The 12285-nt window shown below is 68.6% G+C and carries 10 protein-coding genes; 5 read left to right on the top strand and 5 right to left on the bottom strand.

Going from position 1 to position 12285, the window contains the following annotated elements; genetic code table 11:
- Window positions 1-4 precede the first annotated feature (4 nt).
- The gene (locus OV287_RS03915; protein ID WP_267532621.1) at window positions 5-598 is read right to left on the bottom strand and encodes a DUF1360 domain-containing protein; all 594 of its coding nucleotides are present in this window, start codon (window positions 596-598) and stop codon (window positions 5-7) included.
- Window positions 599-902: 304 nt separating this feature from the next.
- Between OV287_RS03915 and OV287_RS03910 the strand changes: the two genes are divergently transcribed.
- Window positions 903-2837, top strand: a complete 1935-nt coding sequence (locus OV287_RS03910) for a lamin tail domain-containing protein (protein WP_267532620.1) — start codon at window positions 903-905, stop codon at window positions 2835-2837.
- Window positions 2838-3054: 217 nt separating this feature from the next.
- On the opposite strand, the gene OV287_RS03905 is transcribed toward OV287_RS03910, so the two are convergent.
- On the bottom strand, window positions 3055-4077 hold the full coding sequence (locus OV287_RS03905) for a zinc-dependent alcohol dehydrogenase family protein (RefSeq protein ID WP_267532619.1): 1023 nt from the start codon (window positions 4075-4077) through the stop codon (window positions 3055-3057).
- 309 nt (window positions 4078-4386) lie between these two features.
- Window positions 4387-5544 (bottom strand): LA_2272 family surface repeat-containing protein, encoded by a 1158-nt coding sequence (locus OV287_RS03900; protein WP_267532618.1) that lies wholly within the window; start codon window positions 5542-5544, stop codon window positions 4387-4389.
- 85 nt (window positions 5545-5629) lie between these two features.
- On the opposite strand from OV287_RS03900, the gene OV287_RS03895 reads away from it, so the two are divergent.
- Window positions 5630-6451 (top strand): aldo/keto reductase, encoded by an 822-nt coding sequence (locus OV287_RS03895; RefSeq protein WP_267532617.1) that lies wholly within the window; start codon window positions 5630-5632, stop codon window positions 6449-6451.
- 6 nt (window positions 6452-6457) lie between these two features.
- Here the strand turns inward: OV287_RS03895 and OV287_RS03890 are convergent, their stop codons facing one another.
- Entirely contained in the window at window positions 6458-6955 is a 498-nt protein-coding gene (locus tag OV287_RS03890) for a hypothetical protein (protein ID WP_267532616.1), read from the bottom strand.
- A 336-nt stretch (window positions 6956-7291) separates the two neighbouring features.
- Here OV287_RS03890 and OV287_RS03885 point away from each other — a divergent pair, with 336 nt between their 5' ends.
- A complete protein-coding gene (locus OV287_RS03885) occupies window positions 7292-8296 on the top strand; it encodes a lysylphosphatidylglycerol synthase transmembrane domain-containing protein (RefSeq protein WP_267532615.1) in 1005 nt (334 codons plus the stop codon).
- A gap of 356 nt (window positions 8297-8652) precedes the next feature.
- A complete protein-coding gene (locus tag OV287_RS03880; protein WP_267532614.1) occupies window positions 8653-9057 on the top strand; it encodes a hypothetical protein in 405 nt (134 codons plus the stop codon).
- A 117-nt stretch (window positions 9058-9174) separates the two neighbouring features.
- Here OV287_RS03880 and OV287_RS03875 read toward each other — a convergent pair whose 3' ends face one another.
- A complete protein-coding gene (locus OV287_RS03875) occupies window positions 9175-10101 on the bottom strand; it encodes a hypothetical protein (RefSeq protein WP_267532613.1) in 927 nt (308 codons plus the stop codon).
- Between the two features lie 280 nt (window positions 10102-10381).
- On the opposite strand from OV287_RS03875, the gene OV287_RS03870 reads away from it, so the two are divergent.
- A complete protein-coding gene (locus tag OV287_RS03870; protein ID WP_267532612.1) occupies window positions 10382-12283 on the top strand; it encodes a glycoside hydrolase family 15 protein in 1902 nt (633 codons plus the stop codon).
- Window positions 12284-12285: the final 2 nt, after the last annotated feature.

Here is a 12285-nt window from a genome sequence, read left to right as displayed (position 1 = left end):
TCTCTCAGGGCACCGTCACCCAGGGCGGGGGCGAATGTTGGGGCGGAGGGGCGTGCGCCGGCCCCTCGGATTCCACCACCGCTTTCGCGAGCCTGCGGGTCCGCTTGAGCCCCTCGCCCACCCACTCGTAGGAGCGGTGGAGGAAGTCCGAGACGGTGGTGAGGGCGAAGATGGAAGCAACAAGCCGCGTCTCCCGCGGGCGCACCGCGTGCGCGCAGACGAGCGCCCCGGCCACCCAGGGGCCCAGGCAGAAGGTGCAGGACACCAGGTCCCCGATGGCCCGACGCAGGCCATGTCCGCGGGAGGACTCACTCACCTCGGCGGCCGGACTCTTCCCCTCGTAGCGAACGAAGGGCGCGCGCAGGGGACTGGTCACGAAGTCCCGGGCCAGGATGCGCGAGAGCTTGTGGGTGGCCACCCCCAGCAGCAATGTGTCGCGCAGCGTCAGGCGCGCGGGCAAGGCCCGGCCATCGCGCCAGCGCAGGAAGCCCGCCAAGGCCGTGCCGTAGAATCCCATCAGGAGCGCATAGGAGCCGAGCGGCATTTGCTCGTCTCTGTAGCCGGCGAAGAAGCGTCTCTCCTGCAAGGGCACGAGCATGAAGGTCTCCCCGGGGGCCTCGGCGAGGCAACGGTCCCGGGAACAAGGCTGCGCATCCCACCCTCCAGTCCCAAGCGAAGGACGGCGCACCAGCCAGCGGGCTGCCTCCCTGGCAGGTGTGTCCCTGCTCCGTCAGCCCCAGAGCCACACACCCGGTCCCTGCGGCCGGCAACTCCAGGTGTCGCTCACGGAACCATGCCCCGTACTGACCAGAATTTTCAGTGAAATCAAATCTTACCGCCTTGATGAATTCTCAAGGAGAGAGCTAGTCAGAGGGCAAGCCCTTCCCCCTGGAGGCGAGCCCATGCTCACCCACCCGCTGTCCCTCGTCCGTTCCCTGCTGCTGCTCACCGCGCTGCTACCCACGCTGGCCTGGTCGCAGGAGCTGCGCTTCACCACCCTGGACATCGGCCAGGGAGACTCGGCGGTGCTCATCGCTCCGGGAGGCTGTGTAGCGCTGTTCGACGGCGGCCCCACCGGCTCGGGCGCCACCATCAAGGCCTACCTGAAGTCGCTGGGGGTGACGAACATCGACATGGCCTTCGTCTCGCACATGCATGCCGACCACATGGGCGGCATCGACGAGGTGGACGTGGGCACGGACGCCGTCTCCATCGACGCGGTGTACGACCACGGTGGCACGTACAACTCCGCCTCATATGACGACTACGTCAGCCACTTCAGCGGCCGACGCCACACCGTGTACCGGGGGCAGACCTTCTCGCTGTGCGGCCAGGTGACGCTCACCGTGCTGGCCACCAACGGCAACGGCATCTCCAGCACCGACGAGAACACCAAATCCGTGACGGTGAAGGTTACCTACGGCGAGTTCGACGCGCTGGTGGGCGGAGACCTCACCAGCAGCCCGGACATCGAGTCCACCCTCCTCAACGACGTGGGCGAGCTCGACCTGTACAAGGTGCACCACCACGGCTCACGCAGCTCGTCCGGCAACCCGTTCCTGGACGCGACGCTGCCGACGGTGTCCTTCATCTCCGTGGGCCGCGACAACACCTACGGCCACCCGACGCAGGAGTGTCTGGACCGACTGACGGCACGCAACTCGGACATCTGGATGACCGAGGACCCCGCGACCAACGCGGAGCTGGGCCATATCCAGCTCAGCTCCTCGACGGGTGACACCTTCATGGTGACGCAGGGGACCCGGAGCGTCTCCTACCTCTCGAAGGGCTCGGACAGCCGGCCCCCCTCCGCACCTGGCGCACCGGTGGCCCTCGCCATCTCCCCCAGGGAGATCGAGCTGTCGTGGAATGCCTCCACCGACAACATGGGGGTGGCGGGCTACCGGGTGCTCCGCAGCAGCACCAGCGGCACCAATCCGCCGGTGATGACGATCACCACCAACGGCTTCGTGGACCAGGGCCTCTCACCCGGCACCACCTACTGGTACCGGATAACCGCCGTGGACGCGGCGGGCAACGTGTCCTCGCCGGTCGGCGTCTCCGCACGCACGCCCTCGCTGGGCATCACCCTCACCAGCCCCAACGGCGGCGAGAGCTGGACCGCCGGCAGCACCCGGGCCATCACCTGGACGACCCAGAGCGTCTCCAACGTGAAGCTCGAGTACACGCTCAACAACGGCGGTACGTGGAGCGTCATCGCCAGCAGCGTGGCCGCGTCCACGGGCAGCTACACGTGGACGGTGCCCGGCTCGGCCAGCACCGCGGCACGGGTGCGCGTGACGGATGTCTCCGGCACGGCCTCGGACATGAGCGACGGCACCTTCACCATCACCGTGCCCACCTCGTCGACAGCGGTCATCATCAACGAGATGCTCGCCAACGAGCCCGGCAGCAGCACCGCCGGAGAGTTCGTGGAGCTCGTGAACGTGGGCAGCTCGCCCGTCGACATCAGCGGATGGGTCCTCTCGGATGCCGCCTCGGCGAGGCACACCTTCGCCGCGGGGACGGTGCTCGGCGCGGGCAAAGCCATCGTGGTGTTCGGCGGAGCAACCGGGATTCCCGCGGGGACTTCCAACGCGGTGGCCGCCTCCACCGGCACGCTCAGCCTCAACAACACCACCGACACGGTGACGGTGAAGACCTCCTCCGGCACGACCATCGACTCGTTCAGCTACACGAGTGCCCTGGCCAGCCAGGACGGCGTGTCGATGAACCGCAACCCCGATGCGAGCGCCACGGGCACCTTCGTGCTCCATACGAGCCTCTCGGCCCTGAGCGCGTCGCCGGGCGTGCGCGTGAACGGCAGCGCGTTCTGACGCGGACCCGCGAGGCTCCCGCCCCCTCCAGGCTGGAGCCTCGCAACGGCAGACATTCCCTACCGTCACGGTGTCCTGAGTCCACTGCCCGGAAGCCGCTCCAACAAGTTCCGGGATGACCCGGGCGGCGAAGGCTGGGAGACAGTCCGTGAGCGGATGGTGTGCCCCGCGTGCAAGCACGATGGGCCACCGCCCATGACGTCCTGACGTACAGCACTCAGGCCCGCGAGCCTCCGCCAAGCGCGGGGGCCGCGGTGCCCGTCTCCAGCACCGCCGCACCACGCACCCGTCCCTCTCGCAGCGCCGCCAGCGCCTCGTTGGCGGCCTCCAGTGGGAAGGCCTGTACCTGCGTGTGCACCGGCACCCGCGGGGCCAGCGCGAGGAAGTCCAGTCCGTCCTGCCGCGTGAGGTTCGCCACCGAGCGCACGCTGCGCTCGCCCCACAGCAGCGAGTACGGGAAGGCGGGGATGTCACTCATGTGAATGCCCCCGCACACCACCGTGCCGCCCTTCACCACCGCCGCCAATGCCGCGGGCACCAGGCTCCCCACCGGCGCGAAGAGAAGGGCCGCGTCCAACGGCTCGGGGGGCAGCACGTCCGAGTCTCCTGCCCACTCCGCCCCCAGTCGCAGGGCGAAGTCCTGTGCCGCCACATCTCCCGGACGCGTGAAGGCATACACCCGCCTCCCCTGGTAGCGCGCCACTTGGATGAGGACGTGCGCCGCCGCACCGAAGCCGTATAGCCCCAGTCGCTCCGCGTCCCCCGCCATCCGCAAGCAGCGGTAACCGATGAGCCCCGCGCAGAGCAGCGGCGCGGCTTGTGACGGCTCGTAGCCCGCGGGAATGGGGAAACAGAAGCGGTGGTCCGCCACCGTGTAGTCAGCGTACCCGCCATCGAGCTGGTAACCCGTGAAGCGCGCGTTGTCGCAGAGGTTCTCTCGCCCCGTCAGGCAGTAGCGGCAGGTCCCATCACTCCACCCCAGCCACGGCACCCCTACCCGCGTCCCCGGCATGAGGATTCGTGCCCGCTCGCCCGCCTTCACCACCGTCCCGACGATTTCGTGCCCGAGTACCAACGGCAGCTTCGGCCGCGTCAGCTCTCCGTCCGCTACGTGCAGGTCCGTCCGGCACACCGCGCACGCGTGCACCTTCAGCAGCAATTGCTCGGGTCCTGGCTCCGGCACCGGCCGCTCCTCCAGACGCAGCGGCTGACCTGGCGAGTGCAGCACCATGGCTCGCATGGGCACCTTCTCACCCTGAGCTCATTGAAGAGGAGCGCGTCCGGCACGGGCTCGCCTGCCCCACACCCACCATCCGGTACCCACCCCGTCCCGCACCGGACACCAACTGTTCGTCCCGTGCCGGGCACGCATCTGGAACCTAGGTACTCCTCCTTCTGCGACCAGCCCCCTCCCTTTCGGCACGGTTGGGTCTCCGAGGTGCAACCCGGGGCTCGCTTCCTTCCTCACGGTGGGAGCACGGGGACGGGCGCTTTTACCCTCACCCCGACCCTCTCCCAGAGGGAGAGGGAGAGGTGGGGTGGAGGGCGCTCAGATTTGAAGGCCTGCGACGAGACCTGGCCACGTCTGCACTCGTACTCGGTCTGTGTCGTAGACCCGCCCCAGCTTGAAGCGGTCTACCCCCTGCACCTCCTCATCCTCGAAGGACACGAGCGTGTTCGCCGTCAGCCCTCCAAAGATGGCGAAGTGCTTCACCGGCTGCCAACCCGCCACCACCCTCAACTGGCCCAGCAAGTGCCCCGTCGGCTCGATGAACCCTCCCGTATGCAGCGAGCTGGCCAGCACGTCCACGTCCACGAAGAAGGGCCCCACCGGGATGTGTCCCCCCACTCCCAGTCCCGTCGCCCATAGCCGCTGCCGGCTCTCGCTCCCAGGCCTCAGGCCCACCGTGAAGAGCGTGTGCATCGTCCGCCCCCCCAGCTTCAATGCCACGTTCGTCATCAACATCTCGCTGCCCCACACCTGCACGTGCTGCTGGCCGTTGCCCACGAAGCTCAATAGGCCAATCGAGCTGTCCGCCTCGCTCGCCACGTTGATGAGGCCCAGCTGCAGGCCCTTCACCCGCCGGCCTACGTTGACGATGCCCACCTGCGCACCGCTCACGTCTCCCCCGATGTTGACCACCGAGAGCTGGGCGCCCTGGAGGTTGCCCGCGATGCTCAGCCCCGCGGACATCTGCACGCCCACCAGCTCCTGGGCAATGTTGAGCCCCGACGCCGCCTGCAGTCCCCACGCCTTCCCCGACGCCACGTTCAGGCCCGCCGCGAACTGCGCTCCCACCATCTCCCCCGCCGCCACGTTGACCCCCGCCGCCGACTGCCAGCCCCTCATCGCCCCCCCCGCCACGTTCAGGCCCACCGCCATCTGCGTGCCCTGCACCTGGCCGGCGTAGTTGGCCCCTACCGCCAGCTCCATCCCCCTCATCTCCCGGTCCACCCAGTTGCCCACCATTGCCATGGCCAGGCCGTCCACTCGGCCCGCATGCGTGGCGAGCATCCCCACGGAGATGTTGTTCACCACGTTGCCGCTCGAGAAACCGTTGGTGCTGATGCCAGGCAGCAACGAGACACTGAAGGGCTTGTGCACGACCTGCGCGGGTGGCGCCTCGGGAGCCGGCTGCTCGGCGCCTGCCGGAAACGACACCATCCCCGCCATGACCCCCGCACACACCCAGACCTGGAGCTTCATCGCCTCACCCTTTTTGTAAAATGGGAGCTATTGGCGACTGAAACACCGGGGCCTCGCCCAACTGTCACCTGCTACCTTCTCGCCCATGCTGACGCGCACCATTCCCAAGAGCGGTGAGAAGCTGCCCGTCATCGGGCTCGGCACCTGGCAGACGTTCGACGTGGGGCCCTCCCCCGCCGAGCGCAAATCCCAGAAGGAAGTGCTCAAGAAGTTCCTGGCCGCGGGCGCCCGCGTCATCGACTCCTCCCCCATGTACGGCCGCGCCGAACAGGTGGTGGGGGACCTGCTGCGCGAGCTCGGCCAGGAGCGCACTCCCTTCCTCGCCACCAAGGTGTGGACCACCGGCAAGGAGGTCGGCGTGGAGCAGATGCGCGACTCCCTGCGCAAGATGCGCCCTGGACAGCTCGACTTGATGCAGGTGCACAACCTCGTGGACTGGCGCACCCACCTGCCCACCTTGCGCGAGTGGAAGGCCGCCGGCCGCATCCGCTACCTCGGCGTCACCCACTACCAGCTCGGCGCTTTCGACGACCTGGAGAAGCTCATCCGCGAGGAGTCGCTCGACTTCGTGCAGCTTCCCTACTCCATTGCCCGGCGCGACGCTGAGAAGCGTCTGCTTCCCGCCGCCGCCGAGCACGGCACCGCTGTCCTGGTGATGCAGCCCTTCGAGAGTGGAGACCTCTTCCGCCAGGTGAAGGGCAAGTCGCTGCCACCCTGGGCCGCTGACTTCGACTGCAAGAGCTGGGCGGAGTTCTTCCTCAAGTTCCTGCTCGGACACCCCGCCGTCACCTGCCCCATCCCCGCCACCAGCAACCCGCGCCACCTCGAGGACAACCTCCGCGCGGGCTCCGGGCGCCTGCCCGACGAGAAGACCCGGGCCCGCATGGTGGCGTACCTCGGCCTGTAGCCGCGCTCAGCCCTCGATTTGCGACTCGTACACGAGCTCGCCCGTGAGCGTGAAGACGAGGCCGGTTCCCAGCTCACCCTCCTCGTCGTCACGGCCCACCTCGAGCTGCTGCGTGTCCTCGTCCCACTGGCCCGAGTAGTACTCGCCACCCGCCGCCATCCACCCCCGGTCCTCCGCGACGAGCGTCTCCACCGAGTCCCCCTTGTCGCTGGTGGCCAGGTAGACGCTCCACTCCACCCCCTCCTCCTTCAGGTGAGACACCACGTCGGCGAGCTCCTCGTCCTTCGGCGAGGCCCCCTCCTGCGCCGGCGTCACCTTCCACTTGCGCTCGTCCGCCTTGGGCTTCTGCTCCAGCCAACCACGCACCAGGGCCAGCATGGCCTGCTCGGCCTTCTCCTGGAGCCCCTTCATGCTCGCGGGCAGCCCCACCTCGTCCAGCGCCATCAGCGCCGTCTCCAGCTGGATTGCCTTGATGGCCCACTCGTTCATCGCCGTCTGCAGCATGCCTTCCATCTCCTCGGACCTGGTGCGGCCCGCACTCCATCCCCGGGGACTTCCCTCGGGCAGGGCGGCTGCCCCTATCACGTTCCGCCACCCCGTGGGGCCGCTCCTCCTCCTCTGACTTCCGTCCCCTCACGCTGTCCACCCGCGAACGCGGGCACCGTCCCGCAGTACGGACCCACGGCACCCTCGCCAGCAAGCCTCAGGCTGCGCACCTTTACGGACATCCGCTGCTCGCGCGGCGGAGAGGGAGGGTGGATGGGGGGCGGCGAGCAACAGGAATGGAGTCTCGGTGAGCCCCCATGGTCACACTTCATGAGACTCCCGAAACGGGTAGCCATGAGCGTCCCCCTGAAGGTGCACAAGCCACTGGGGGCGCGGGTGATGGCAGTGCTGCACCCGACCTTCGCGGTGCTGGGCGTGGCCCTCCTCGTGCTGCTCGTCGACGACGTGGGCCCCCAAGAGCTGGGACGGGTGCTGGCGCGCGCGGCGCCCTGGCTGCCCCTGGTGCTCCTGCTCGAGGTGGCACGCCAATCCCTGAACGCGGTGGCCACCTGGGTGGCGTATGGCAGCCGGACGCGAGACGTGCCCTTCCGCAGCATCCTGCGCGCACAGCTCATCAGCGCGGCGGTGTCGAGCGTGGCACCCGCGGGACGGGCCGCGGGTGAGGCGACGAAGGCGGCGCTGCTCAGCCCCTATACGGGCGGTGCCCCAGCCATGGCGGCAGCGGCCACGTCGCAGGTGGCCGCGCTGGTGTCCGGCGGCCTTATCTCCCTTCCCTGTACCCTGGCGGCGTACCTGCTGACGGGCGCCTCGTGGCTGACGCTGGCGCTCGGTGTCCACGCGCTGGTGATGTTGCTCGCGGGCCTGGGAATGCACGCGGGCATGCGGGCGCACGGGCCCGGAGCGTGGTTGAAGCACCACCTCCACCGCTTCGCCCCCCATACCGAGTCCTTCCAGAAAGCGCTGCACGGCGGCGTGCTGCCACCCGCCCAGCCCCTCGTGGCCACCTTCCTCGGCCGGACGCTTCAGGTGGTGCAGTACGGCACCCTGGCCATGGCGGTGGGCATCGACACGACGGCGCTGGAGGCGCTCGTCGCCCAGGGGCTCCACCTGCTGTCCATGGCGGTAGGCATCCTGGTGCCGGGACGCTTCGGCGTGAGCGATGGGGCCTTCGCGCTGTCGGCCAACGCCTTCGGCACCACCACCGCTCGGGCCATGTCCATCGCGCTGCTCGCCCATGGGATGCAGGTGCTGTTCGTGCTGCTGGGCTCGCTCACCCCCCTGGTGTGGAAGGCGCCCCCTCTTCCCGCGGCACAGCCCGGTCGCAACCTCGACGACTGAGCGCCAGGGGCTAGACTCCGGCGCCCATGGACCCGGCCGTGCTGCTCTACGACGAGCCGACGAGCGCCCTGGACCCCTCCCAGGTGCTGGACGCGCCGCGCCACGAGGCCACGCGCCGTCTGCTCGCCCAAGCCCATGACTGAGCGCGCCATACTAGTAACCGTCAAACTAGAAAATTAATCCAGAATTGAAATACGAGAAAAAGTGGAATTCCCTTTGGGTTCAAGGCAGCCTCCCGCCGCCTTCTCGAAGGCGCGTACTCCCGAAGGCGCTCGCCCAGGCCTCCCTCCTCCAGGACTCGCGCGACGAGCTCACCTGGAGGGCTCCACCCCTTCTCCTCCATGGGAGCAATCCTCATGAACTCGCAATCGCTCTTCCGCGTCCTCACCGCGGCTGGCCTGTCGCTCGCTGTCACCGCCTGCGGTCCCCAGGATGAGCTGTCTTCCAATGAGCCAAACCCAGCCGCAGAGACAGCCTCCGTCACGTCGCGCGTCTCCAGCCCGCGGCTGAGCCCGGACGAGGCCAGCGCCGTCGCCGCCGGGTCCTCCGACGAAGATGGCTCCGTGCAGGTCCTCGGCATCACCTACGTCCGCCCGCATGGCGTCCGTCCCGCGCTCCTCGCCTACGAGGTGCTCGTGACGACGTACGACCGCGACGGTCTGACCCTGGAGGAGCTTGTCTACGTGGATGCGAACGATGGCTCGGTGCTGCTCCGCATCCCTCGCAACTCGGTTGCCTCGGAGAGCATCCTCGGCGAGTAGTGCAGTGAGCCAGGACCGTCACCGTGTTGCTCTCTCGGGGGGAATACGGTGACGGATACCCTCACCCCGTCCCTCTCCCGAGGGGAGAGGGGAAATGGCCGCGGGAGCAGAAAGAACTCAGGGGCTGAAGCGGATGACCTCGATGCCCTTGTCCGTCCCCACCGCGAAACGGCGCCCCACCGGGTCCAGCGCGAGCGGCGGCAGCGATGGCAGGTGACGGATGATGCTGCTGGACTGCATGCCCGTGGCGAGCCCCGGCCAGCTCTCCACGACACGCCCCGTCGCGAGCTCGATGAGCCGGGGATGCTCGAAGAAACCCACCGCGTAGCCGTCCATCACCATCAGGGTCCCCGCGGGCCTGTCCAGGGGCGCCATGGACAGGAAACGCCGCTCGGTGAGTGAGTACACCCCAAGGCGCGCCGTGTCCGTCGGCCGTCCGTCCTCGAAGGGCGTCTCGTCCCCGTCCAACCCCGAGCAATCCATCACCAGTAGATCCCTCTCCCCGAAGGCCGCCGAGTGGATCTCCAGGAAGCAATCCCCCACCTCGAAGTCCTGGGGCTGGTCCAACGACGCGGGCTGCTCGAGTGCGCGAGCCACGTCGAAGGTGGACGCCGCATCCACGGGGTGCCAGATCCACCCCGCGCTGAGCAGGTAGCGGCCATCACGGCTGAACTGCAGCCGGGAGTGGAAGAAGTCTGGTGATTTGCTGTCCCGCCGGGTGAGTCGCTCCCCCGTCTCCGCGTCCTCGAGCTCCAGAGTGCAATACTCCTCGGGACAGTGGGCCAGGAGCGTGCGGCCGCTCGGCAGGGTCAGGAGCGCGATGGGATACTCGTAGGCATTCGCGTGGTAGTAGCTGCGATTGAGCTCGCGCACATGCCGCCCGTCCCGGAGCAGGGCCGCCTTGGTGCCAAGCTTCTCGTAGATGACGGCGTACCGGCCATCCTGGGACGTCACCGCGGCATCGAAGCGATAGCCATGATGGACGTGGGAATCGATGCTCCTCCCGTCCAGCCCGTAGCGCGTGCCGCCGGAGACCCAATCCACGAGCCCCTCTCCATTCCAGCCAAGGGACTGGGGAGCACAGGGGGTCGGAATAAAGAGATGTTCAGCTTTCATAGGGGCCCGGGACGCAGGAGACCCGATGGATCTGACACGCGCCACGCCTTCTCTGTCGGCCCATCAGCCGTCCAGGTGGCGCCCGCTTCCCTGACTGGAGCGGGAGCACACCAGGACCCACTGCCCTCCGGTGGCGGTTGCAACGGCCTTCCCCCGTACTCAATGACGGAGGAGGCCCCTGGTCTTGGAGTGGCCCCCGGGAGACGGGATGCGGCAGCGGATCGACGACTACGCCTTGCTGGGTGACTGCCACTCCGCGGCCCTGGTGGGCCGGGATGGGTCCATCGACTGGGCCTGCTTTCCCCGGTTCGACTCACCCGCGGCATTCTGCCGCATCCTGGATGTGGGCCGAGGCGGCTCCTTCCGGGTGAGTCCCGAGGGCCCCTACCAGTCCACCCGCCGCTACATCGACGACACCAATGTGCTCGTCACCACCTTCACCACCCCCACCGGCGTGCTGGAGTTGACGGACTGCATGCCCGTGCGCACTGGCCTGGCCCACAGCCCCCGGGTGGGGACGCGGCACGCGCTGCTGCGGCGCCTGCGCTGTATCGGAGGCCAGGTGCAGGCCCGCGTGGTGGTGGCACCACGCTTCGAATACGGCGCCTTCGTGCCGCGCATCCGCCTCACCTCGCCCCAGACGGCCGAGCTGGTGGGCGGCGCCGATGCGCTCTGGGTGACGGCCACGCGTCCGCTGACGGCGCACGAGAACGCCCTGCGCGCCCGCTGGCTCATGCGCGCCGGAGACGAGGCCTGGGTGGAAGCGGCCTGGACGCCCTCGCTCGTCGAGCGCAGCCCAGCGGAGATGCCAGACCTCGCGGCGATGCGCCGCCGGCTGGAACAGACCGTGGCCTTCTGGCGCGAGTGGATTTCCCACTGCGCCTACGAAGGAGAGTACTTGCACGCGGTGCGGCGCTCGGCCCTGGTGCTCAAGGCGCTCACGTATGCGCCCTCGGGCGCCATCGTGGCGGCCCCCACCACCTCCCTGCCCGAGGAGCCGGGCGGCGTGCGCAACTGGGACTACCGCTACACCTGGCTGCGCGACACCACACTCACCCTCATCTCCCTCATGCTGCTGGGCTACCAGGAGGAGACGCTCGCCTTCGAGCACTGGCTGGCACGCACCAGCGCGGGCCGGGCCGAGGACGTTCAAATCATGTACGGCATCCGCGGCCACCGGCTGCTGCCCGAGGTGGAGCTGCCGCACTTGGAGGGCCACCAGGGCTCGAGACCCGTGCGCGCCGGCAATGGAGCGGTGAAGCAACTGCAGCTCGACGTCTTCGGGGAGATGCTCCAGGGCGCGTGGCTCTTCTCGAAGATGGGCCGGCGGATGTCTCAGAGGAACTGGGAGTTCCTGCGCGGGTTGGTGGACAACGTGTGTGAGCGCTGGCGCCAGCCAGATCAGGGCCTCTGGGAGGTGCGCGACGAGCCCCGGCACTTCGTCCACTCGAAGCTGCTGTGCTGGGTGGCGCTGGACCGGGCCATCCGCATCGCGCGAGCTCGGCGGCTGCCAGCCCCGGTGGGACGCTGGGTGCGTGAGCGCGCGCTGGTGCGCGAGTACCTGCTGAAGGAGGGCGCTCGCAACGGGTGGTTCCCCCAGTCGGTGGGCACAAACCTGGCGGATGCCTCGGTGCTGCAATTGCCGGCGCTGGGCTTCCTCCCGTCCGCCCACCCGCTGGTGAGCCGCACGGTGGACATGGTGCGCCAGCGGCTGGAGAAGGGCGGACTCCTCTACCGCTACGACGCCCCGGACGGACTCAGCGGCGGAGAAGGCACCTTCCTGCTGTGCTCCTTCTGGCTGCACGACGTGCTGGTGCACTCGGGCAGAACGCACGAGGCGGAGGAGCTGCTGCGCTACCTGCTGAGCCTGGCCAACGACGTGGGCCTCTACGCCGAGGAGGCGGTGCCGGGCACGGGCGAGGCAATGGGCAACTTCCCGCAGGCCTTCACGCACATGGCGCTGGTGGCGTCGTGTGCACAGCTCTCCGCGGGCCGGAGCTTCCAACTACCGAGGGCGGGCGCGTACGACTACGCGGACTTCGCGCTCACGTACCATCTCGGCCGGCGCTCCATGTTCATGTCCCACTTCTCGTGGGAAGCGGTGCAGTGAGC

The sequence above is a fragment of the Archangium lansingense genome, from assembly GCF_026626635.1.
Taxonomy (GTDB): domain Bacteria; phylum Myxococcota; class Myxococcia; order Myxococcales; family Myxococcaceae; genus Archangium; species Archangium lansingense.
Note: the sequence above shows the minus strand (reverse complement) of the source record. Positions and strands in the feature narration are given on the sequence as shown.

Excerpts from the sequence above, each read along its gene's own strand:
- OV287_RS03915 (WP_267532621.1), bottom strand. The coding sequence starts at position 598 with ATGCTCGTGCCCTTGCAGGAGAGACGCTTCTTCGCCGGCTACAGAGAC.
- OV287_RS03910 (WP_267532620.1), top strand. The coding sequence starts at position 903 with ATGCTCACCCACCCGCTGTCCCTCGTCCGTTCCCTGCTGCTGCTCACC.
- OV287_RS03905 (WP_267532619.1), bottom strand. The coding sequence starts at position 4,077 with ATGCGAGCCATGGTGCTGCACTCGCCAGGTCAGCCGCTGCGTCTGGAG.
- OV287_RS03900 (WP_267532618.1), bottom strand. The coding sequence starts at position 5,544 with ATGAAGCTCCAGGTCTGGGTGTGTGCGGGGGTCATGGCGGGGATGGTG.
- OV287_RS03895 (WP_267532617.1), top strand. The coding sequence starts at position 5,630 with ATGCTGACGCGCACCATTCCCAAGAGCGGTGAGAAGCTGCCCGTCATC.
- OV287_RS03890 (WP_267532616.1), bottom strand. The coding sequence starts at position 6,955 with ATGCTGCAGACGGCGATGAACGAGTGGGCCATCAAGGCAATCCAGCTG.
- OV287_RS03885 (WP_267532615.1), top strand. The coding sequence starts at position 7,292 with ATGAGCGTCCCCCTGAAGGTGCACAAGCCACTGGGGGCGCGGGTGATG.
- OV287_RS03880 (WP_267532614.1), top strand. The coding sequence starts at position 8,653 with ATGAACTCGCAATCGCTCTTCCGCGTCCTCACCGCGGCTGGCCTGTCG.
- OV287_RS03870 (WP_267532612.1), top strand. The coding sequence starts at position 10,382 with ATGCGGCAGCGGATCGACGACTACGCCTTGCTGGGTGACTGCCACTCC.